At 55.5% G+C, this 21,340-nt stretch carries 20 protein-coding genes; 8 read left to right on the top strand and 12 right to left on the bottom strand.

Annotated elements, in window-relative coordinates:
- Positions 1 to 128: 128 nt before the first annotated feature.
- From BGP77_RS02315 to BGP77_RS02350, 8 genes are all read right to left on the bottom strand, one after another.
- Positions 129 to 1,670, bottom strand: coding sequence for an FGGY-family carbohydrate kinase (locus BGP77_RS02315; protein WP_108163129.1), 1,542 nt, complete (start codon positions 1,668 to 1,670; stop codon positions 129 to 131).
- 192 nt (positions 1,671 to 1,862) lie between these two features.
- Positions 1,863 to 2,705, bottom strand: coding sequence for a class I fructose-bisphosphate aldolase (locus BGP77_RS02320; RefSeq protein WP_108163130.1), 843 nt, complete (start codon positions 2,703 to 2,705; stop codon positions 1,863 to 1,865).
- Positions 2,706 to 2,725: 20 nt separating this feature from the next.
- Positions 2,726 to 4,411, bottom strand: a complete 1,686-nt coding sequence (locus BGP77_RS02325) for a glycerol-3-phosphate dehydrogenase/oxidase (RefSeq protein WP_158269246.1) — start codon at positions 4,409 to 4,411, stop codon at positions 2,726 to 2,728.
- A gap of 114 nt (positions 4,412 to 4,525) precedes the next feature.
- Positions 4,526 to 5,512: an aldo/keto reductase gene (locus BGP77_RS02330; protein WP_108163132.1), complete on the bottom strand. Its 987-nt coding sequence runs from the start codon at positions 5,510 to 5,512 to the stop codon at positions 4,526 to 4,528.
- A gap of 2 nt (positions 5,513 to 5,514) precedes the next feature.
- Complete coding sequence (locus BGP77_RS02335; RefSeq protein ID WP_233252276.1) at positions 5,515 to 6,471, bottom strand: sugar-binding transcriptional regulator; 957 nt, start codon at positions 6,469 to 6,471, stop codon at positions 5,515 to 5,517.
- A gap of 16 nt (positions 6,472 to 6,487) precedes the next feature.
- A complete protein-coding gene (locus BGP77_RS02340; RefSeq protein WP_108163134.1) occupies positions 6,488 to 7,489 on the bottom strand; it encodes an ABC transporter permease in 1,002 nt (333 codons plus the stop codon).
- A 45-nt stretch (positions 7,490 to 7,534) separates the two neighbouring features.
- Entirely contained in the window at positions 7,535 to 9,100 is a 1,566-nt protein-coding gene (locus tag BGP77_RS02345; protein WP_108163135.1) for a sugar ABC transporter ATP-binding protein, read from the bottom strand.
- A 91-nt stretch (positions 9,101 to 9,191) separates the two neighbouring features.
- The gene (locus BGP77_RS02350) at positions 9,192 to 10,244 is read right to left on the bottom strand and encodes a substrate-binding domain-containing protein (protein ID WP_108163136.1); all 1,053 of its coding nucleotides are present in this window, start codon (positions 10,242 to 10,244) and stop codon (positions 9,192 to 9,194) included.
- A gap of 367 nt (positions 10,245 to 10,611) precedes the next feature.
- Here BGP77_RS02350 and BGP77_RS02355 point away from each other — a divergent pair, with 367 nt between their 5' ends.
- The 3 genes from BGP77_RS02355 (at position 10,612) to BGP77_RS02365 (ending at position 13,135) form a co-directional block, all read left to right on the top strand.
- A complete protein-coding gene (locus tag BGP77_RS02355) occupies positions 10,612 to 11,862 on the top strand; it encodes an MFS transporter (protein WP_158269247.1) in 1,251 nt (416 codons plus the stop codon).
- A complete protein-coding gene (locus tag BGP77_RS02360; RefSeq protein WP_108163138.1) occupies positions 11,859 to 12,512 on the top strand; it encodes an SAM-dependent methyltransferase in 654 nt (217 codons plus the stop codon). The genes BGP77_RS02355 and BGP77_RS02360 overlap by 4 nt, the downstream gene beginning before the upstream one ends.
- Before the next feature lie 146 nt (positions 12,513 to 12,658).
- The gene (locus tag BGP77_RS02365) at positions 12,659 to 13,135 is read left to right on the top strand and encodes an Hsp20 family protein (protein WP_108163139.1); all 477 of its coding nucleotides are present in this window, start codon (positions 12,659 to 12,661) and stop codon (positions 13,133 to 13,135) included.
- A 65-nt stretch (positions 13,136 to 13,200) separates the two neighbouring features.
- Here the strand turns inward: BGP77_RS02365 and BGP77_RS02370 are convergent, their stop codons facing one another.
- From BGP77_RS02370 to BGP77_RS02380, 3 genes are all read right to left on the bottom strand, one after another.
- Positions 13,201 to 13,956, bottom strand: a complete 756-nt coding sequence (locus BGP77_RS02370; RefSeq protein ID WP_146171164.1) for a hypothetical protein — start codon at positions 13,954 to 13,956, stop codon at positions 13,201 to 13,203.
- The gene (locus tag BGP77_RS02375) at positions 13,941 to 14,507 is read right to left on the bottom strand and encodes an RNA polymerase sigma factor (RefSeq protein WP_233252277.1); all 567 of its coding nucleotides are present in this window, start codon (positions 14,505 to 14,507) and stop codon (positions 13,941 to 13,943) included. The genes BGP77_RS02370 and BGP77_RS02375 overlap by 16 nt, the downstream gene beginning before the upstream one ends.
- Positions 14,508 to 14,650: 143 nt before the next feature.
- Positions 14,651 to 15,052, bottom strand: coding sequence for a hypothetical protein (locus tag BGP77_RS02380; protein ID WP_233252278.1), 402 nt, complete (start codon positions 15,050 to 15,052; stop codon positions 14,651 to 14,653).
- 274 nt (positions 15,053 to 15,326) lie between these two features.
- Between BGP77_RS02380 and BGP77_RS02385 the strand changes: the two genes are divergently transcribed.
- From BGP77_RS02385 to BGP77_RS02405, 5 genes are all read left to right on the top strand, one after another.
- The gene (locus BGP77_RS02385) at positions 15,327 to 16,856 is read left to right on the top strand and encodes a tol-pal system YbgF family protein (RefSeq protein ID WP_108163142.1); all 1,530 of its coding nucleotides are present in this window, start codon (positions 15,327 to 15,329) and stop codon (positions 16,854 to 16,856) included.
- 58 nt (positions 16,857 to 16,914) lie between these two features.
- Positions 16,915 to 17,184, top strand: coding sequence for a hypothetical protein (locus BGP77_RS02390; protein ID WP_108163143.1), 270 nt, complete (start codon positions 16,915 to 16,917; stop codon positions 17,182 to 17,184).
- A gap of 219 nt (positions 17,185 to 17,403) precedes the next feature.
- Positions 17,404 to 18,948 carry a glycerol-3-phosphate dehydrogenase/oxidase gene (locus BGP77_RS02395; protein ID WP_158269248.1) on the top strand — a complete coding sequence of 515 codons (1,545 nt, stop codon included), beginning with the start codon at positions 17,404 to 17,406 and terminating at the stop codon, positions 18,946 to 18,948.
- 65 nt (positions 18,949 to 19,013) lie between these two features.
- The gene (locus tag BGP77_RS02400) at positions 19,014 to 19,490 is read left to right on the top strand and encodes a transcriptional repressor (RefSeq protein WP_108163145.1); all 477 of its coding nucleotides are present in this window, start codon (positions 19,014 to 19,016) and stop codon (positions 19,488 to 19,490) included.
- 166 nt (positions 19,491 to 19,656) lie between these two features.
- Positions 19,657 to 20,154: a response regulator gene (locus tag BGP77_RS02405; RefSeq protein ID WP_108163146.1), complete on the top strand. Its 498-nt coding sequence runs from the start codon at positions 19,657 to 19,659 to the stop codon at positions 20,152 to 20,154.
- A 14-nt stretch (positions 20,155 to 20,168) separates the two neighbouring features.
- Here BGP77_RS02405 and BGP77_RS02410 read toward each other — a convergent pair whose 3' ends face one another.
- Positions 20,169 to 21,203, bottom strand: coding sequence for a type IV pilus twitching motility protein PilT (locus BGP77_RS02410; RefSeq protein WP_108163147.1), 1,035 nt, complete (start codon positions 21,201 to 21,203; stop codon positions 20,169 to 20,171).
- Positions 21,204 to 21,340 lie beyond the last annotated feature (137 nt).

Genomic DNA, 21,340 nt, shown 5'->3' on the forward strand with positions numbered 1-21,340 from the left:
CCGCTCTCACTGTTAATCGCTAATATATTTTATATTGAGACTTTTTGTATCGTTTTTACAAATTTAAATGTCAGGCCGCACTGAGCCGAACCAACGCTCCAGGCTGGTTCAGCATGGGTAGTCAGGGATTAGTCGGGGGAGTTCAGACCCTGATTAAACTCCGCCATCTGCTGCCACAGCGGTTCCATGGCACGACGTAACTGGCAAAAGAACTGATAACGACGCTCGAAAAACTCGCGCTTATCAGTGCAGGGTTGATAGTGAGCACTCAGTCGTGTCATCTGCGCCGTGCCGTCGGCGTAGTCGGCAAAGCAACCGGCGCCGACGCCTGCGGCGATGGCCGCGCCCAGTGCGCCGGTTTCGCTGCCGTCGGCGGTGTCGATTTCGACATCGAGCACATCGGCAAACAACTGGGCCCAATAATCGCTGCGGGCACCGCCGCCGGTTAAACGCACCGAATCAAACGACACACCGGCGGCACGCAGGCGATCGAGATGCTGGCGATGACCGAACACCACGCCTTCGAACAACGCATAGAGCATGGCGCTGCGATCGTGCCAGCCGGTCACACCGTAAAAACCACCCCGCGCGTGCAACGCCTGGCCGGCGCCATAGAGATAAGGATGAAACAGAGGCAGATCGGCGGGCAGTGATACGTCGGTGAGTTCTTCGGCGATGATCTGATAAACCGAGGCGTCACGATCGCGAGCGCGTTGGCATTCGTCGGCGCAGAATTCGCGGATAAACCACTCCAGATTGGCGGTCGAGGTGGCACTGGATTCAATCGCTAAAAAACGCGTCGCATCGAAGGTGCTGGCCATAAACACCGATCCGGGTTTGGGCGGCTGTTCGACGATCACCTGATTGATGCTCCAGGTACCGGCAATCAACGACGCCTGACCGGTGCGTTCAACACCGCTGCCCAACGCGCTGGCAACCACATCAAACAAACCAGCCACGACCGGCGTGCCCGCAGCCAAGCCAGTGAGTTCAGCGCTGGCGGCGGTGACTTCACCAACCACCTCGGTCGATTGATGCAACGGTGGCAACCAATCATGAGCGTCGTCCAGACCATAGGCGGCGAGCAATTCGTCGGAATAACCGCCCCGGCCAAAATCGATCAGGCCGCAGCCGCTCATATCGCTGAAGTCGCTGGAGCGCGCGCCGGTGAGCCGATGCACGACGGAGTCTTTGCACAGAAAAGCAGTGCCGATGCGTTGATAGAGTTCGGGTTGATGCTGGCACAACCAGCGCAACAACACCGGCGTCTGCGCCGCCCAAATGCCTTGATGGTTCAGCGGCAGAATCGCCGCTTCATCCAGAGCACCACTGGCAACCAGGGCTTCGGCGCGCGTATCCATCGACTGAATGGCTTTGAGCGGCTGGCCGTCACGGTCGAGCAGATACACGCCGTTGCCGTGACCACTGACACCGATGGCGGCAATGGCACCACCACCGACACCGGCTTTCGCCAAGGCACCGGCGATGGCACTCACACAATGTTGCCAATGTTCGTCCATATCGGTTTCGGTAAAACCGGGTGCCGGTTTTTGGGTGCCGACGCTTTGCGCATGCACCGCAATTTCACGACCGTTCAAATCAAACAGCGCGGCTTTTACCACGGTATTGCCGCAATCGATGCCCAGTAATAAAGGCGTCTGGGTTGCCATAACGTGCTCGCTTTCTTGTTGTTGTTTTTTACGATCTTACCAACTTAACCACAACTGGTAGCCGTCGGTTTGGACAGGCCGGTTGGTGGACGTCCCTGGCCATGGACGGCCAGGGTCGAGCCCCCATGGATGGGTTAACGGCGTGCCGCCAACCGGCCTGTTCAAAGCGGCGGCGGGCCATAGCCAGAGAACTCAACCCTGCTGATAAACTCCCATAGCCACATCCGCACTTACACCGTCATGAATCATCGCCATCAAAGCTTTCACCACCCGGCTCGGATCCGGATGCTGATAGATATTACGACCATAGACCATGCCGTGCGCGCCCTGCTTCAGCAGTTGCTCAGCCTTGCCAAAAACAGCCGCCAGGTCTTCCTTACCACCGCCACGAACCAACACCGGGCAGCGCGCCGCTTCAACCACTTCATGAAAATCTTCAGCTTCAGTGGTCGGGTCGGCTTTAATAATGTCAGCGCCCATCTCACGCGCCAGCCGCACCAGGGTGACAATTTTCTCGCGATCGCCATCAACCATATAGCCGCCCCGTCCATCGTGCGGCTGCATCACCAACGGCTCGATCATCAACGGCATACCGACACGGTCACAGGCATTGCGCACCTTACCAATGTTCTTCACACACTGACGAAACAGATCCGGCTCGTCCGGCAGCATAAAGAGATTCACCACCACACAGGCCGCGTCCATTTGCAGCGCTGTGTTGATCGGGTCGTCTTCGTTTTGCAGTACCGCCCACATGCTGCGGTGACGTTCCGGGTTGTAAGGGTTGCCCATATCGGTGCGTAAAACCAAGGCGGGTTTGTCTTTGCCATTGCGGTTTTGCAACAAATCCGCCTGGCCATAATTCATCTGGATCGCATCGGGATTCGCCGCCACTAACTGATCGACGACACCGGCCATATCACTCAGACCATTGAGAAAACTCGGCTCATTGCAGACGCCATGATCAATGGCGACGTCCAGGCATTTACCGTTATTCAGTAAGCGGTTCATCCGAACCTTATGAGTATTAAACATGATGCACTCCTTATGATGCGTCAGGCCGAACGCGAGTTGCGCTCAGCGGGGTTCAGTTGCCAGTCGGCCAGCCCATGCAGGCGGCGAAGCTGGTCGCGGGTGTGTTGCAGCATGGCGTTGCCCTCGGCTTCAGTCAGAGACAAATGCCGGTTTAATAACGCCTGCAATTCGACGAGTAACTCCGGCGTAATGCGACCACCAATGCCAATACCGGTGCGTCGCAAGACCAGATCCAACAAGGTTTGCGTGGCTTCAAATTCGATCAGAAAACCAATCTCACGCTCGCTGTAATTATCCAATGCCCGTAACGCTTGATCGCTGCCCGCAGCAAGATAATCGAGCACCGCTTCGGCGCGGGTGCCATAACGGTCAAACAATTGCGCCAGCCGCGCTGGTGATTCGTTGTAACGTTCCTGCCAGTCATTGAGTAGATTTTGACGGGTCCGATTGTCGCCCGGGTACCGCTGGCCACCACCAATGGCCAGTTCGTCGGTGGTGACGGTTCGCTCATGTTTCAGGTGCTGCAAAACCCGGTCAGCCACCTGTTCACCGAAAGCGCGAAAGGTGGTCCACTTGCCGCCGACCATCGACAAAATCGGAAAAGGTCTTTGCTCGGTTGCTGCACTTTCTCGGCATTGATGATTGCGGCTGATCTGTCCCGTCACCGCCGCATCGCTGCGCGGTAAAGGGCGAATGCCACTGAAGCGATAGAGAATTTGTTGCGGCTCAATGCGAATGTTGGGGAACACATAAGCCAACGATTCGAGAATGTATTTTTCTTCATCCGGCGTGCAATACGGCTCATCCGGCGAGTCCACCGGCAAGTCGGTGGAACCCACCAACACCTGATCCATAAAGGGAAATAAAATACAGACACGACCGTCCGGGGTTTCGTAAAAAATCATATGGTCGCCCGTCGCCGCGCGCAGTTCGTCGTTGGCAACGATCAGATGTGAGCCCTTGGTGCCACCGATAAATTCGCTGGCGCTGTTCATCGCCTCGTTGGTGTGATCAATCCAGGCGCCGCTGGCGTTAATAACCACCTTCGGTTTAAGCGTGGTTTGTGCACCACTGATTTTGTCGATCAGGGTTAATTGATCGCCTTCGGTTTTTGCCAAGGCAACGTAATTCATCGCCAGCGAATTCGTCTCACTGGCTTGGGTATCGAGCACCATTTCCAGCGCCAGACGTTCGGGATAACTGATCCAGGCATCGTAATAGGTCGCGCTGCACACCAACTGATTATTTAACGCCGGCCAGCGTTGCAAAGTTGCCGAGCGCGAACGGAATTTATGACGCGGCAGAATTTGCCGGCGACGGGTATAGAAGTCATACAACCAAAGCCCGGCTTTGATGATAAAAGCACCGCGACGTGACGGTCCGGGTTCGCGACCGAACAGACGGCTAAGCGCCGAACCGACACCGGCGAGCCAGTAGAAAATCGGAATCGTCGTTGGCAGCGGTCGCACATAATGTGGCGCGTTATGCAGCAGGGCATTGCGTTCGGCCAGGGATTCACGCACCAGCGCCGTCTCGCCGGTTTCCAGGTACCGCAACCCGCCGTGAATCATGCGCGACGGTGCAGCGCTGGCGGCGCCACAAAAATCACCCTGATCGATTAACACCACATCAACACCCTGTAACGCCAGTTCGCGATACACACTGATGCCGTTAATGCCGGCGCCAATAACGACGACGTCAGCCATTTCCCTGGCTGCTAATTTTTGCCAAAGCGCGGCCCTGCTATGCTCGTTCATAACCTTAATCTCATCTGCATTTGGTCGATTGGGCGCGCGCCACCGCGCCCATTGGCGTGAGTCCTAGCCGTCGATATCCGACAAGTATCTGGCTCGGGCCGCGTCGATGTGCTCGCAGTCGGCGGCGCTTAATTCAACGTCACCCGCGCGAGCGTTTTCCGATGCCTGCGATGGGTTACGTGCTCCGCACAAGGCGTAGGTGATGCCTGGCTGCTGCAACGTCCAGGCAATGATCAACTGACCGGGCGTGGTGTGATACTGACTGCACAGAGGTTCGATCTCGGCAAAAAAGTCGGCGACCTTTTTACGATTCTCAACACTGAAGCGGGGGTTACTTTTACGCTGATCGTCGCCTTCAAACTGACGCGTTGGCGTCATTCGTCCGCTCAGCAATCCCAGCGCCATGGAGGAATAACTTAAACAGGAAACGTTGTTCGTTTTACAGATCGGCAACAAGGTGGTTTCAATGCCGCGATCGATGGCGGAGTAACACTCCTGAATCGCATCGACCGGACCGTATTTCAGGTATTCATTGAGATCGGATTCGCTGGCGTTACTGATACCGATGGCGCGAATTTTCCCGGCCGCTTTCAGCTCCAGCAACTTGGTCATGGTTGCTTCGATCGGCGTGGTCGGGTCTTGCCAGTGTGTGATGTATAAATCGATGTAATCGGTACGCAGCCGTTTCAAGCTTTGCTCCAGCTCGTATTCAATCGATTCCGGACCGAGGTAACGATTGATCGGCTGTCCATCTTCCTCGACGAAGAAATTGCCTTTGCTGTCATCGTGCCAGGTCATACCGCATTTGGTCGCCAGGATCACCTCATCGCGCCGGCCTTCAATGGCGCGACCGACCAGTTCTTCGGAACGACCCAAGCCATAAGCGGGAGCGGTGTCGATCAGATTAATGCCGCGATCGAGCGATTCATGGATGGCGGCGATGGAGTTGTCATCGTCATGACCACCCCACATCCAGCCACCCATCGCCCAGGTGCCGAGTCCGACAACTGAGGCTTGAATGTCTGTGCTTCCGAGCGTTCTCATCTTCATATTCAGGCTCCTTTCTCCAAACGTTTAAGCACGGCCTTGGTGGTGACTTCGTCGCTGATCAGCGTTTTGAAAAAACGACCGCGCAAAGCCCCGACAATCGGATTCACCTTGCTGGCGGATGCAGCCACCCCAACCGACAGTGGAATATCGCGCAGCTCAGCGAGCGTCAGCGCAACCAGTTTTTCATTGTGTTGATGGCCCACCAATTGGCCTTCAACGTCGAATAAGTGAGCGAATAAATCGCCCGTCGCGCCTTCTTTAATCAAGGCATCGCGGTCGGCGCGACTCATCGAGCGCAGATCGAAGTAGCTCGAATCCTGCGGCACGATGGAACCGATACCGAGCAAGGCGATGTCCGCATGGCGCGCTTTATCGAGCACTTCGCGCGTCTGGCGCATGTCCATTAACATGTTGCGTTCTGCTGCGCTGTCGGCGAACAACGGCGCATGCAATTGCAAAGCGCGACCGCCAAGACGCTCGGCTAACTCCATCGCCAGATGATTCACATCGGTGTAATGCTTGCCCTGAACACCGCCGGTCGCTGGCACGACGGTGACGTCATAGTGGCGTTGCGGATTCAACGCGTGAACAATTTCAGTAATCTGTTTACCGCCACTGATGCACAACACATCGCCATCGCGCAGATGTTGCAGCAGGTAATCGGCGGCGGCACCACCGACGGTACGAGCGACAGTATCCGGGTCGTCCGAATAGGTCGGGCTGACCAACGCTTCGGGAATGCCACTGGCATCGGTGAGCGCTTTTTCCAGTTCAAACAACGACTGGTACGGCGTCTTGATGCTGATTTCCAGATAACCCTCATCGCGCGCCTGACGAATGATGCGATTGACCTTGGCGGTCGACAGCCCCAGCAACTTTGAGATGTCGGATTGATTGCGCTGCTCAATAAAGTGCATCGTCAATATCCGGCTGAACAGTCGCGCCTTGTCGTAATCCACCTTCATCTCCTTCGCCTTAACCTTGTTGCACCGAACGGTTGTGCAGAATGTGGTCGATTGCCACCGCGGCGAGCAGAATCAGACCTTTGATCAGGTCCTGCCAATACACCGAAACGTTCAGCAAAATGAGCGAGCTCGAAACCACCGACAGCAAAGCGATGCCGAGAATGGCGCCGAACACCGTGCCTTCACCGCCCTTTAAAGAAGCGCCGCCAATCACCGCTGCGGCGATGATATTCAGCTCCAGCCCGACACCGAAGTTGGGTGTGGCCGCGCCAAATTTGGACATATAAATAATGCCAGCCAAACCGCACAGCGTTGAGCTTAAAACGGTCACGCCTATTTTAATGCGCTTGGTCCGAATGCCAGAGAATTCCGCCGCCCGTTCGTTACTGCCGGTGTAAAATATTTTTCGGAACGCCGTGGCATTGCGCAGCAGATAATCGGCGATGATCACCACCACAAAGAAAATAATGATTGAAAACGGAACACCCCAAAGCGTGCCCTGCCCAACGAATTTGAATTCCGGTGGCAGCGAAAACAATGAGATCGGCGTGCCTTGGGTGATTACCATCGAAGCGCCCCGGGCAATGCCCATAAAGGCCAGCGTCACAATAAAGTGATGCATGCCGATGCGCGTCACACAGTTACCCATGATCAGACCGATGATGCTGCAAATGCCGATGGATGACAGGCTTGCCAGCCAGGGATTCATACCCAGCACAAACAGCTTGGCCGCCATCACCATGGCCAGACACATCACTGCGCCGACCGATAAATCAATACCGCCAACAATCAGTAACATGGTCATACCGACCACGACGATGCCTTCCGTCGAAAACGACAGCAGCATCGCCTTCATATTGGCCCAGGTCAGAAAATAGGGCGAAGCAAAACTCATCACGATGAACAGGCCGACGATGATCAGAATCAAGGTCAGTTCGCGCATTTTTCGGATGTTGCCAAACAATCCTCGCTTGGTTGGATCGGGTGAAAAACTCGGTGTGTTAGCGGTCATAAAACCACGCTCCTGTGTTGCCGGTTATTATTGTTTTGCACGGCGTTAGGTTGCCGGTTGCACACGAAATTGTGTCGTTGTTTCTGCAGGGCTGTTTTCGATGTTTTGTCCCATACCAGACGCCAATCGGATCAGTCGGTCTTCGTTGATTGCATCCCCACTGACGATGCCGTTATTGCGGCCTTCGCACATCACCATCACGCGGTCACACAGACCGACGATCTCAGGCAATTCCGACGAAATCACAATGACGCCAACGCCCTGACTGGCAAGCTCACGCGTCAGCCGATGGATTTCGGACTTGGCGCCGACATCGATGCCGCGCGTTGGTTCGTCCATAATCACCAACCGTGGTTTGACTGAGAGCATTTTGGCAATGGCGACTTTTTGTTGGTTACCACCACTCAATGACGACACCGGATGCTCAAGCCGTCCGTATTTCAGGTTCAGTCGTTGCGCCAGTTCGGTCGCTTGTTCGCGCTCCAGACGACGGTTAATAAAGCCGTAATTTGACACCTGCTCCAGATCGAGCGCGGCAATGTTTCCGGCGATGGGCAAGTCGAGAAAAACGCCGTTTTCCTTACGGTCTTCCGACAGATAAACAATGCCTAATGCGACACTGTCCTGGTAATTGCGAATCTCGGCAGGCCGCCCTAAAAACGTCAGTTCGCCGCTGGTGCGTTTGTGCAGTCCGCAGATGGCCTTGACCACCTCGCTGCGACCCGCGCCGATTAATCCAGCAATGCCAAAGATCTCTCCGCGATGCACCCGGAAACTGACGTCATTAAAGCGGCGATCATCGGAATAATTCTGCACGTCGAGCAGGACCTCACCGGACTCTGGCAGCGTGCTTAATTTCGGCGGGTAGAGTTCACCCAGTTCCCGGCCGACCATCTTGCCGACGATGGCGTCGGGCGAGGTATCGGCGATGTTTTCGGTGCACACGTATTGGCCGTCGCGCAGTACGGTGATGCGATCGCACTGCTCAAATATTTCCGCCATGCGATGGCTGATATAGATGATGCTGATGCCCTCGGCTTTCAGCTGCTGCATGATGCGGAACAGCGCCTGGGTTTCGCTTTCGGTGAGCGCGGCGGTCGGCTCATCGAAAATTAAAATGTCGCAGTTAAGGGTTAAGGCTTTGGCAATTTCCACCAACTGCTGATTGGAAATACTCAGTTCGTGTAAGCGTGCATCGGGGTCGATATCCGCCAAGGGTTTGATGGCGTCACGGGCGATGCGTCGTATTTCCCGAAAGTTCACAAACCAGCGTTTGCTGGCGTTCAGCATCGGCATGGAAATATTTTCCGCGACCGACACATCCGGGCAAAGTGCAATTTCCTGATGCACCAGACCGATGCCCATTTTTTGGGCGGCTAATGGATCGGCAATTTGGGTTGCTTTTCCGTGCACGCGAATCTCGCCGGCGTCGGGTTGGTGAATGCCGTCGATGATCTTCATCAAGGTCGATTTACCCGCGCCGTTTTCGCCAGCCAGCGCATGAATTTCACCTTTGCGCAAACTGAAGTTAACACCGCGCAGTGCACGGGTAGCGCCAAAGGCTTTTTCGATGCCGATCAATTCCAAGACGGTTTCATCAAAGCGTGTCAAAACCGATCCTCCCCTCTGTTCAAAACAGCGTCCCTGCGGTGCTATGTATCCTTGCGGGATCGGCCTTCATAGTGACCGACCCCTCCGCCCATTACTCGTTAATGCCGCGAGTGCCACGACGTTCGAGGTAATCACCCCAATAGAAGTCGTCGGCGTTGTCGGCGGTGACGATGGAGAAGCCGTTATCGACGAAGGGCACACCCATGGGGTTGAAGCCGCTGCGCAGATAGTCGTTCATCGGATCGATCTGTTCCGGATGCGCCGCCAGGTAGAGCATCATCATGCCCATATAACCCTGGATACCCTGGTTGGGGTTGACCGCACCGAAGATTTCACCCGCTTTGATCATGTCCAGAATCTTGGCGTTGACGTCGGCGTTGAACACCTTGATGCCGCTGTCCAGTTCTTTCGCCGCCTGAGCCGCACCGAGTGCCGAGTTGGCTTCGGGCATAAAGACCGCACCCAGATTCGGGTTGGCTTGTGCCATGGTCAGCACCGCATTGTAGGCGCGGGTCGGATCCTGGTTACTGGCCGCGCGAGCCACCAGTTCCATGTTCGGCCAGTTCGATTCCATGCGTTCAACAAAGGCCGAGATGCGACGGTCGTGATTGTCCTGACCGGGGTTTTCCAGCACCGCGTACTCACCTTCGCCACCCATGGCTTCGGCAATGGTGTCCGCCGCGTAGCGACCTTCCTGATAGTTGTCGGAGGTGATAAACGACACCCGGTCACTGTTCGGTGAGTCGGCCGCGAAGGTCACCACCGGAATGCCCATTTCAGCCGCTCGGTTGATCGGTTCAATAAAGGGGTCGGGGTTCATCGGGTGCAACAAGATACCGGCCGGATCGCGCGCCAGAATCTGCTCGAACGACGCCAGCTGTTTGTTGACGTCGTATTCCGGTGTGCCGGTGTAAACGGTATCGCAACCCATTTGTTCGGCGGCTTGCTTCATCATTTCATAGACCGGAAACCAGTACTCGACGCCGGAAACCATGACGTTCATGTAAAAGGTTTCACCCGGGTCGCAGCGGAAGGGTCCGTGATCGTGGCCCGAGCTGGGCGCTTCTTCAGCCAGCGTCAGGCTGGCAGCGAGGGTCAGTGACAGGCCACACAGACCCCGTTTGAGGATGGACAACTTACTCATCAGCACTCTCCTTATTTTTATAGGTGCATTGAGATTCGTCAGGCGTTGAACAGCACAGGTAGTCGATTACGCCTTGATTTGAAATATATTTCAGTTAAAAGAAATAAATTTCATGAATGGATAGTAATTGCACAATTTTGGGGCTGTCAAAACATTTTTGAGACATTTTGTACCGTTTTCATTAAGTGTTTGATTTTGTTATTGATTTAACGGTGTCTTTTGTCGAACCGAAACGGAAGCACTTTTCGCACCGGGTATCGATCGATTCCCACTCGACGAACCGCCTTGGCTTTCTCCACCGCCGTGACACCCTGACTCTCCGTCCCTATAATCCGGCCCCCTTCCCAGTCGCAGTATGGGCCTGCCGATGTTCCATCGCTTATCGCAATTTTCACCGCTGATCTGGACGGTGATCGGAGGCACCTTTCTGACCCGCCTGACCTATTTCATGGTCTGGCCCTTTATGGCCATCTTGCTCAAAGACCAGTTCGACTTATCCGTGTTCGTCATCGGGCTGATTTTGAGTGGCGCGGCTTTCATCGGCAGTTCATTGAGTTTTGTCGTAGGTAATTTGTCCGACCGCTTCGGCCGCCGGGTGGTGATGATTTCCGGCACACTGACATCAGCCTTCGCGTTCGGCAGCCTGGCGTGGGCTCATCAGTTACCGGTGTATATTGTCTGCATCCTGTTGGTCGGTGCCGGTTACTCGTTGTTGGAGCCGCCGTCGAAAGCGATGATTTCCGATGAAATCAGTGACCCGGAAACTCGCGGTCTGGCTTTTAATCTGCGTTATTATTTTCTCAATATTGGTGCCGCCGCCGGGCCGTTAAGCGGGGTTTATTTTGGCCTGACCGCCCAACAATCGACGTTCAGTTTGGTGATGACGACCTATGTTTTATACGGTTTTGCATTGGCTTATTTCAGCCGTCATCAGCCTCGCATCAGTGACGATCAAAAAGCCGCAGCGGGCTTGGCGAAAGCCTGGATTGTGCTGAAAAAAGACAAGGCGTTTCAGTTATTGGTGATCGCCAACACCCTGATTATGACCTGCTATGGCCAGTTCGAAGCCACTCTGGTTCAGTACCTGGGTTTGGTGCGGCCAGGCGATGCGGTGGGTTTGTATGCGACCTTGGTCATGGTCAATGCCGCGACCATTCTGATCTTTCAATTTCCGATGCTGGCTTTGTTACGTAATGTCCAACTGCACAACCGCATCTATTTTAGCCTGGCGTTATTCGCGCTTGGTTTCAGTGCTTACGCCTGGTTACCGCAACCGCTTGCCATCGCCTGGATACTGGCCACGTTGATCATGAGCGTGGGTGAATCAGTGCTGTTTCCGACCCTGAATATTCAGATCGATGTCATGGCGCCGCATCATCTACGCGGCAGTTATTTTGGTGCCAATGCCATCAGCAGTTTTGGATTTTCGCTGGCGCCCGCCCTGGGTGGTTTAATGCTGGAGCTGCTCGGCCACAACGCCTGGTGGGTAACCGGTGCTCTGGTGTTACTGGCCATGGCGTTGTACTACTTGGCGGTGAAACTGTTACCCGCCCGCCGCCAATGGGTCGCCGAATTGGAAGCCGAAGTACGCGCCGTTGAGAGAGTCGCACAACGATGAAAACCCGACTGGGTAAACGCCTAACGGCGCTGTTCAACGTCATTGCCGATGACTACGACAGCGTTTGGGATCTGTGTTGCGATCACGGCCGGCTCGGCATGGCACTGCTGGAAACCGAACGCACACCGCAAGTGCATTTCGTCGATTGCATCGACAGCATTATGACCGACCTGGCAGCGCGCTTAGAGCACTATGGCGCGCGCAATTACCAGTTACATTGTTGTCCAGCCGAACACGTTGCTTTGCCGGCAAGCGGCAAACATCTGTTGGTGTTGGCCGGGGTCGGCGATGAAGTGACCGTCCGCATCGTGCAACAACTGCACGCTCAAACCACCGATGCCCATATCGATTGGCTGATTTCTCCGGCCAATAACCTGTTTCAGGTGCGGCAGTTTTTGCAGCCAATACTTGGGGTTTTGGATGAAGGCGTGATCGCTGAGAACGGTCGTCTTTATGAATGGTTGTGGGTGCGTTCCGGCGCGCCCAAAACGATTGCTAACCCGGCCCTGTTTTGGAACCCGGACGATGCCGAGCATCGTCGTCATCTCGGCAAATTACTTAAGCACGCGCGCCAGCAGCAGCGTCAGGCGCACAATCCGCAAGCTGACGCCGCGGCCCTCGCTTACGCCCAACTGCTCGAATCGCGCTAACAAAATCTTTACAAACAATCCCCCTTTGCACTGAGTTGGACTGTCCCTATTTACTGCTTTGCCAGCGGATGTCTCGATGAGAGTCCACCGGCAACGGCCACAAGGGCCAACTTATTTATATTGCTTCTCAATGGAGGATATACACCATGACCACGATCGATCTCACCCCCCTGTACCGCAGCACCATCGGCTTTGACCGCATGGCGTCTTTGCTCGACTCTGCCCTGCGCGGCGAACAGTCCAGCGGTGGCGGCTACCCGCCGTACAACATCGAAGTGACTGGCGAAAACCAATACGGCATCACTTTGGCCGTGGCGGGTTTCGAAGAGTCTGAGTTGGACATTCAGGTGGAAAACGGCGTGCTGAGCGTACGCGGCAAGAAAGCCGGCAGTGAAGGCAACGACCAGCGTCGCTTCCTGCACCAAGGCATTGCTTACCGCTCCTTCGAGCGTAAGTTCAACCTGGCGGACCACGTGGAAGTCAAAGGTGCTGAATTGCGCAATGGCTTGCTGACCGTCAGCTTGGTCAAAGAAGTGCCGGAGGCTATGAAGCCGAAGAGCATCGCCATTAACAGCGGTTCCAATACTCTGGAACACAAAGACGAGAAAGCCAAAGTCGCCTGAATCCGCGACTGGATTAGACGTCGCTGTTAAATCAAAAGGCCGGCAATTGCCGGCCTTTTTTGTACTTACCAGTTAGTCAGTTGTACGCAGGGACCATCGAGCGCCGCTGTTTCCAGACTGACGCTGTCAGCTGAGGTGCTGACCGCCAGGTTACGGCTGTTCGCTACCGCCTGCCAGGCATCGGAATCGAGTTGCCAACGCCGGTTCTCCGGTGTGACCTTGCCCAGATACACCCAGGACTGATCCACACCGCCATCGGCCCAAAGATGCAACTCACCTTCCGGCCGGGCACCCAGGCGTTCAGACCACTGGGTTGAAATCCAGGGTGCATCACCGTCCTGGCCTTTGTAACCACTGACCACCAGTGCTACATCACCCTGCCAGCTCAGCGGCGCCATATAGTCGGCAGCGCGCAATTCCGTCGGCTGCCCCAACACCAACGTTAAGGTCACCACCAGCGCCAGAGCCGTGGCCATGCCACCGATCGCACTGGTGCGCCAGATGTCCCACTGGGCCGTTAAGCGCGACCAGAACGATGTCGATGATTGCCCTTGCTGCTGTTTCACATCGGCTTTGACCCGACGTTCAATACGCGTCCAAAGCTCGGCAGGAACAGCCTGCCCGGGATAGGACTGCTGTAACGGTTCGAGATTGGCACACCAGAAATCGACGGCGGTTCGCAACGCCGTATGGCGACGCATCAGTTGTTCGGTGCGGCGCCGAACCCGCGGCGTCATGTCGCCAGCAACGTATTGCGCTGCCAGTTGATCGCACAATTCCGGGTTATCGTAACGGGCAGCGCGTTTCATGCTTCCAGACATTTTTTCAGCTCCTGCAAACCCCGACGAATCCAGGCTTTAATGGTGCCCAGAGGTCGCGCCAAGCGCTCGTGTAATTCCTGATGGCTGTAGCCATAGATATAGGACAGAACGATGGCTTCGCGCGCGTTTTCGTTCAGTTGATCCAGGCATTGATGCACCCCCAGATCGTGGCTTTCCGAAGCCGGCATTTCGACCAGAATGTCGGCACCCGGGTCTTCCGATAAATCTTCGCGTTTGCGTTTATTACTCTTCAACCGATCCAGCGCTGCGTTGCGGGTCATCACCGTCAACCACCCCATCACCGAGCCGCGGCCGCTGTAATCGCCCGCCTGTTGCCAGATTTTCAGGTAGACGTCCTGTAACACGTCGCACGCTTCCTGCTCGTTTTTCAGAATCCGGTTCGCCACCCCCATCAAACGACTGGACGTTGCATCGTAGAGTGACTTTAAGGCGGCATAATCCTGGTGAGCGACGCGGTTCATCACACGCATCATCCAAGCCGAATCAGAGGCATTAGGGGCGGTTTGCTCCAGGGACGAAGATACGGACACGACAACAATCTCGATTGTTTCGGCCAAACGCCCACTGACGTTTTGTGTTGGCCATGGGTGATAAAATTCAGCCCGGCGAATTGACCGGGCTGCTCCTTGAACGCAAACCAGAGTGTTCACGCTGTTTACCTGACTTTCCTTACTTACCGGCCCATCTGGACAACGAACCAGGAACCACCGACTTCATGTCCGGTCACGTCTCCCGGTCTTTCATCGTTCACCCAGTAATACAGGGGCTGACCATCATAAGCCCACTGGCGGCTATCGTCATCCCGTTCGATTACCGTGAACATGCCGCTGTCTTTGGCACGACGACCGGCTTCAAACGGCGGCCAGCTTTGGGCGCAACCACCGTAGCAATTGGATTTGCTGGCGTCATCACGGGTGAAGATGTAGAGCGTCATGCCGTCGTCATCGGTCAGCACGGAGCCTTGAGTGCTGTCGTGAGTATCAACGGGGACATTGTCCGGCAGGTTTTCGGCCAGAACGTTAGCCGTCAGTGCCAGCAAGCTTACCAATACAGTGGTGGTCATCAGTTTTTTCATGGACTTACTCCTTTAGTGGTCAAGATCGTGTCGTTGTTCCCTGAGTAAGACGACCTTGGCACACCGACCGGATGCATAAACCTATTTTTCGAAGTGCGAATCACCCTTCCCATATAAAGGTTATTATTTTAATACCACAAAATCTGTAATTATTATTTAGTATCCATTTAGTGATAATCTAAGTCAGATCAGGCAACCCTGCCGACTATCCTGCCGTGCCAACACCGATTCACTGCAGGGATTCAGTCCAACGCTACGAAAAGATGAAGTCATTATGATGTGGTTCTTTTACCTCTGTTTCGCCCTGCTGGCGATTGGCATAACAGCGGTCTGGTATCAGCGACAGGCCGCGCCCAAACACCTGGCCAAAGCCCAGGAAGCCCTGTCCGATAACTATCTGACCAAAGCCACTCACCACGCGGCTAAAGCCTTTTACCTACCACTGGGCGGTATTTCTGAGCCGCAAGCAAAACAGCTGCTCGGCGCCAGTGAGGTGATAAACAACGTTCTCCACCGCCTCAAACTTGCCCCTGGTGACGACCTGATTCGCTGCATCTCGGTCATGAACGAGGTAATCGATGGCAAAGACACCGAACTGGACGAAGACCTCTATGAGCGGCTGGAGACGTGGCGTGACAAGCTCGACCTGTGTGACGCAGACGAGCTGATCGCACTGCTGACTGATTTACACCCTCCGTTATGGACCGACGATCCGATTCAATCGATGAAGTCCATCGGCGACCCCAGCCTGGCCATACCCATCATCGATGTACCGATCAGTGACATCGAGAATAAGCAGGAAGCGGAATTACAGATTGTCCAGTTTGCCCCGGACCACCGTTTCAACTACACACGGTTTGTTACCGTCAATCTGTCTCGGGTGCTGTACCGGGTACACCGTGCGATGCCAGATCCCTTCCTTTTTGAACTGTGCATCTGCTCGTCAGACGGCAATCCGGAGGTCATCAAACACATGCTGACCTTTATCCAGATGCTGATTAACAACGACGCTTTTTTCACTGAAGACGGTTTGTCTGTCACCGTGCCAGTCACTGACGCTGAAGCGCCTTATGTGTTGTATAAGACGGAACAATTGGGCAAAACCATCGACTACGACGGCCGTGAATTCCCGCTCTATGTGATGGTACCGCTGCGCGATTCCGAAGATTCATGGATGCGTCATTACAACGATAAATACGGCAGCAAAATCGGCTTCAAAATCATGCGCGAATGGATGGAGTACGAAGCTCGGCTGGAACCGGGCAGCGATTTCGATCGCCTCGATCTGGAACGCGCCCCAGTGCTCGCTAAGCGGTTTGATCTGATGCAGACAATGGCCGAAGAAATCGGCATTCAGATTGAAGCCAACCCGGGCAACACCAACTGGTTCAGTGAAACCCAGGATCTGGACTACGCCCGCGTGTTCCAGAACCTGGTCGGCCGCGAAAACCCGGCTGGCAGTGATGATGTCTTCCGCGTCGGTGGTCAGTTGATGGTGCAAGAGCGCTACGACGAGGTGATCGTCCACTATCAGCAACAGCTCAATCAAAACCCATCGACGGAAGACGCAGCGCTTTACCAGGACCAGATCGGCGCAGCCTATTTCTTTAAAGGTGAATACCAGCGCGCGCTCTACCACTACCAACTGGCCGCCGAACACCCGACGTCCGCCAACGACGACAACATCTGGGAAGTGTGCGAGGTACTGATCCAGGAAAGTGGCGATACCACCCTGGCCAGCGCCTATCTGGAGCACTATCCGAACGGCAATCACAGTAAAGCGGCAAAGGCACATTTGCACTGATGCCACATCGACAACGAACGCCGATGGTGTTCAATCAAGCAGTCATCGAGGAGTAGTTATGGAACCCAAGAACACGCCCAACGGAGGCAACGACAACCACAGTCAACAACCGGCTGATCCGGTTCAGACAGCGATCAACACCGGGCAAAACACAGCCACCAGCGCAGAGCAACCGGAAAAGCGTGGCAATGCCGCCAGCCGTTTTGCCAGCGAGATGGCCGATGCGGCCAAGAGCGAAGTCAGCCGCAGCATCAACCGTCAGGTCAACAGTACCAAGCGCGGCATTAAGCGACAGATCACGTCGTTTATCCGTGGTCTGTTTCGCTAAGCGGACAGTCGGGATAAGGCCTGCGTTATCCCGACTGTCTCCCCACCCAAAGCCCCCTTAAACCCGTACCTTTCCGGTCTTTTCTGTGCTGCTGAGTCACTCACACGTCCGACGGGAATGATCGATATCGCACTAAACGAAAAATAACGAATATTTATTTACTAATAACGAACATCAGCGCTACTATGCCATCACTCTCTTTTGATGACAGGAGCGCCCATGCATCGCCCACTCCAAGCGGACCAACCCTGGGACCGCCAGGCACAGCGGCAGGCCATGATCGACGCCGACCTCGATGTACTGATCATCGGTGGCGGCGCCAGCGGGGCGGGGGTGTTGCTGGATGCCCAAAGTCGCGGCCTGAAAGCCGCCCTGATTGAGCGTCAGGACTTCATGGCCGGTACATCCAGTCGCTCCACCAAGCTGATTCACGGTGGCGTGCGGTATCTGGAACAGGCCTTCAAAACGCTCGACATCGGCAAATATCAGCTGGTTCGTGAAGCGCTGGCCGAGCGTAAGCGCATGCTTGCCATGGCGCCACATCTGGCCTGGCCGCTGACCCTGATCACCCCGGTAACATCCTGGATTGGATTGCCCTACTACCGCACAGGTCTTGGGCTTTACGATCTGCTCGCCGGTTCACAACGACTCGGTCGCTCACGCATCGAAAGCAAAAACGAACTGAAACGCGCCTGCCCGGCCATTGACGCGAGCTCACTCAAAGGCGGCGTCAGTTACCAGGATGGTCAGTTTGATGATGCCCGGTTTGGCATCGCCATGATCCGCACAGCCCTCGAGCAAGGCGGTCTGGCACTGAATTACTGCGCTGTCGACGACCTGATTCTGGACGATAACCGCGTCACCGGTGCCCGCTGCCGCGACCAGCTCAGTGGTGATGACTTCGAACTGCGCGCACGCGCGGTGGTGAACTGCACCGGCCCCTGGACCGACCAATTGCGTCAAATGGTCAACCCCGATGCCAAACCCATGATGACGGTCTCCAGCGGCATTCACCTGTTAATCGACCGTGAACTGCTGCCTGATGGACGCGGCATTCTGATTCCCGAAACCGAAGATGGCCGGGTGCTGTTTCTGCTGCCTTGGCTGGGTAAGACCCTGGTTGGCACCACCGATGATCCGGCCGAACTCAGTGATCGTCCACAAGCCAGCCAGGCCGAAATCGATTACCTGCTGCGCCACCTCAATGGCTTGCTGAATGACACCATCAGCGAATCCGATATCAGTGCGACCTTCTCTGGCCTGCGTCCGCTGGTCAGTGATCCGGACGCGGCCGGCACCTCTGGCTTGTCGCGCGATCACGTCATTGTGACCGAGCAAGGACTGACCAGCTTGACCGGTGGCAAGTGGACCACCTGGCGCCGCATGGCAGAAGACTGCATGGATGCCGTCGTGAAAGAAAGCGGCCTGAATGCTGGCCCATGCCGCACCCAATCGCTGCACTTAGCCGGCGCCAATGGCGACCGAGCCGCCACCGAGCAGGCGTTAAAAGAACTGCCCGCCGACATCGCCGATCACCTTTGGCAGGCTTACGGTGATCGCGCAGCTGCCGTGCTTGCACAGGGTTCTGCGCAACGCCTGCTGGACGATGCGCCCTACATTGACGCCGAACTCAGCTGGGCTTTGGACTATGAAGGCGCCTGCCGCGCTGAGGACGTGCTGAATCGACGGCTGCGTGTCGGCATGCTGAACCAGCGCCAGGCCGACGCCATTGGCGAACTGCTGGCCAACCGGCTGGCTGGTTAAGCCTGCGCTTCGCTTCCCAGGCGCGACTGGTTACCATAGGCCACTCATCGTGATGACCGAGTGCCATGACTGACCAAAAACAGGCAATCCTGGATAAAGCCAGTGCACACTGCCAACAACTGGGCGAACGTTTGACGCCGAAGCGCGAGCGACTGCTCGACCTTTTACTGGCGGCAGACGGGCCCAAATCGGCTTACGACCTGATCAGCGATCATCAGGCCGCTTATGGCGAAGCCCCGGCCGCCATGTCGGTGTACCGGATGTTGAACTTCCTGGTCGATGCGGGCCTGGCACACAAGCTGGCCACCACCAACCAGTTCCTCGCCTGTTCGCACATCAGCTGTGAGCACGACCACGAAATCCCCCAATTCCTGATTTGCGATCAATGCCAGGCGGTCGAAGAAGTGGGTATGCAGCGCGCCCTGATGACCGAACTCAAAGCCAGTGCCAGCCAGGTTGGCTTCCAAATGGGCAGCCAGCAGCTGGAAGTGCATGGGCTCTGCGCACGCTGTGCACAAGCCGCTTCAGTTGCCGATTCCTAACCACCAATCGCAGCCAATTCACCGCTTTTAGCGACAATTTCACGATAGCGGACAGATATGCGCCTATGAGAACGGTTTCAGAATTGCAAACGACCGGCTTTTGACTATCTTAGTGGCACGGTACTCGCTGGAGGTGGTTCCAGCGCGGCGAACAGGAGTGACGCTGATGACGCCCGTGGATTGGCTGGCCGACGAAAATGAAGAAGACACCTCGCCAGCCTCCGAGAGTTGGCAAGTTCTTGTCGTCGATGACGAACCCGAAGTGCATGCTGTCACTCGACTGGCATTACGCCGTTTTCGCTTTGAAGATAAGCCGCTCACTGTTCACACCGCTGCCAGCGCCGAAGAAGCGCTCGATATTGTGCGCCAGCTCGGTGACGACCTGGCCATGGCGTTAATTGATGTGGTGATGGAATCCGAACATGCGGGTCTGGATTTGGTGAAAGCCATCCGCGAGGAAGTCGGCAATCATCTGATCCGTCTGATTCTGCGCACCGGCCAACCGGGTTATGCGCCAGAAAGCGAAGTGGTCCGCGATTACGACATCAACGACTACAAAGAAAAAACCGAACTGACCGCGCAAAAATTCCAAACATTGATGTATGGCGGTTTGCGCAACTATCGCGATCTCAAACAGATGCGCGCGTCCGCCACTCAGCACTGAGCTTTCTCTGACGCCTAAAAATTCTCTGGATGCTTGGCTTTCTCAATCGCCGCATCGCGCTCAATCACACCACTTTGCAGCAATTGCGTCAGGCTTTGATCCAGCGTCTGCATACCTTGCTGTGATCCGGTCTGAATGGCGGAGTACATCTGCGCCACCTTATCTTCACGAATCAAGTTCCGAATGGCGGGCGTACCAATCATGATTTCATGCGCCGCCACCCGGCCACCGCCCACTTTCTTCAATAAGGTCTGAGAGACCACCGCCTGCAACGACTCCGACAGCATTGACCGCACCATCGCCTTTTCTTCGCCGGGAAACACATCCACCACCCGGTCGATGCTCTTGGCCGCCGAAGTGGTGTGCAAGGTGGCGAACACTAAATGGCCGGTTTCGGCCGCCGTCAGCGCTAAGCGAATGGTTTCTAAATCGCGCAGCTCACCGACCAGAATAATGTCAGGATCTTCACGCAACGCCGAACGCAATGCATCGGAAAAGCTGTGGGTATCGCGGTGCACTTCGCGCTGGTTCACCAGGCATTTTTTGGCTTCGTGAACAAACTCGATGGGATCTTCAATGGTCAGAATGTGATCGTGTTTGTGCTCGTTGATGTAATCGAGCAACGCTGCCAGTGTGGTGGACTTCCCCGAACCGGTCGGCCCGGTGACCAGCACCAGGCCACGCGGCACCTTGGCAATGCTTTCAAATACCGGCCCCAAACCCAGCTCGGCCATGCTTAAAACCCGAGACGGAATGGTCCGAAACACTGCGCCACAGCCGCGGTTCTGATTAAACGCATTGACCCGAAAACGCGCCACGCCCGGCACTTCAAACGAAAAATCAGTTTCCAGTCGCTGCTCAAACTCTGCCCGCTGCTGCTCTTTCATAATGCTGTGCACCAGCGCCTGAACTTCAGCATTCGACAACGCAGGTCCATTCACCCGACGCATTTCCCCATCCACCCGAATCATCGGTGGCAGGCCCGCCGACAAGTGCAGGTCGGATGCATTCTGTTGGGCGCTGAAGGCCAGAAGTTCAGTCATATCCATGGGCGTATTGGCTTCCTTCAAAAGTAACGGATGGACCAAGAGATCATACTCAGGCGAGTCGAAAACCGGTATGCTGTTGCGCTTTGCAAGGCCGGTGGCAAGCGCTGCCAGCCCTAACGGATAACGACGCCAGTGTA

The sequence above is a fragment of the Saccharospirillum sp. MSK14-1 genome (assembly GCF_003054965.1).
Classification (GTDB): domain Bacteria; phylum Pseudomonadota; class Gammaproteobacteria; order Pseudomonadales; family Natronospirillaceae; genus Saccharospirillum.

What these genes read in the sequence shown, in the direction of transcription:
- BGP77_RS02315 (WP_108163129.1), bottom strand. Translation starts at nt 1,670, where the DNA reads ATGGCAACCCAGACGCCTTTATTACTGGGCATCGATTGCGGCAATACC.
- BGP77_RS02320 (WP_108163130.1), bottom strand. Translation starts at nt 2,705, where the DNA reads ATGTTTAATACTCATAAGGTTCGGATGAACCGCTTACTGAATAACGGT.
- BGP77_RS02325 (WP_158269246.1), bottom strand. Translation starts at nt 4,411, where the DNA reads ATGGCTGACGTCGTCGTTATTGGCGCCGGCATTAACGGCATCAGTGTG.
- BGP77_RS02330 (WP_108163132.1), bottom strand. Translation starts at nt 5,512, where the DNA reads ATGAAGATGAGAACGCTCGGAAGCACAGACATTCAAGCCTCAGTTGTC.
- BGP77_RS02340 (WP_108163134.1), bottom strand. Translation starts at nt 7,489, where the DNA reads ATGACCGCTAACACACCGAGTTTTTCACCCGATCCAACCAAGCGAGGA.
- BGP77_RS02350 (WP_108163136.1), bottom strand. Translation starts at nt 10,244, where the DNA reads ATGAGTAAGTTGTCCATCCTCAAACGGGGTCTGTGTGGCCTGTCACTG.
- BGP77_RS02355 (WP_158269247.1), top strand. Translation starts at nt 10,612, where the DNA reads ATGTTCCATCGCTTATCGCAATTTTCACCGCTGATCTGGACGGTGATC.
- BGP77_RS02360 (WP_108163138.1), top strand. Translation starts at nt 11,859, where the DNA reads ATGAAAACCCGACTGGGTAAACGCCTAACGGCGCTGTTCAACGTCATT.
- BGP77_RS02365 (WP_108163139.1), top strand. Translation starts at nt 12,659, where the DNA reads ATGACCACGATCGATCTCACCCCCCTGTACCGCAGCACCATCGGCTTT.
- BGP77_RS02370 (WP_146171164.1), bottom strand. Translation starts at nt 13,956, where the DNA reads ATGTCTGGAAGCATGAAACGCGCTGCCCGTTACGATAACCCGGAATTG.
- BGP77_RS02380 (WP_233252278.1), bottom strand. Translation starts at nt 15,052, where the DNA reads ATGAAAAAACTGATGACCACCACTGTATTGGTAAGCTTGCTGGCACTG.
- BGP77_RS02385 (WP_108163142.1), top strand. Translation starts at nt 15,327, where the DNA reads ATGATGTGGTTCTTTTACCTCTGTTTCGCCCTGCTGGCGATTGGCATA.
- BGP77_RS02390 (WP_108163143.1), top strand. Translation starts at nt 16,915, where the DNA reads ATGGAACCCAAGAACACGCCCAACGGAGGCAACGACAACCACAGTCAA.
- BGP77_RS02395 (WP_158269248.1), top strand. Translation starts at nt 17,404, where the DNA reads ATGCATCGCCCACTCCAAGCGGACCAACCCTGGGACCGCCAGGCACAG.
- BGP77_RS02400 (WP_108163145.1), top strand. Translation starts at nt 19,014, where the DNA reads ATGACTGACCAAAAACAGGCAATCCTGGATAAAGCCAGTGCACACTGC.
- BGP77_RS02405 (WP_108163146.1), top strand. Translation starts at nt 19,657, where the DNA reads ATGACGCCCGTGGATTGGCTGGCCGACGAAAATGAAGAAGACACCTCG.
- BGP77_RS02410 (WP_108163147.1), bottom strand. Translation starts at nt 21,203, where the DNA reads ATGGATATGACTGAACTTCTGGCCTTCAGCGCCCAACAGAATGCATCC.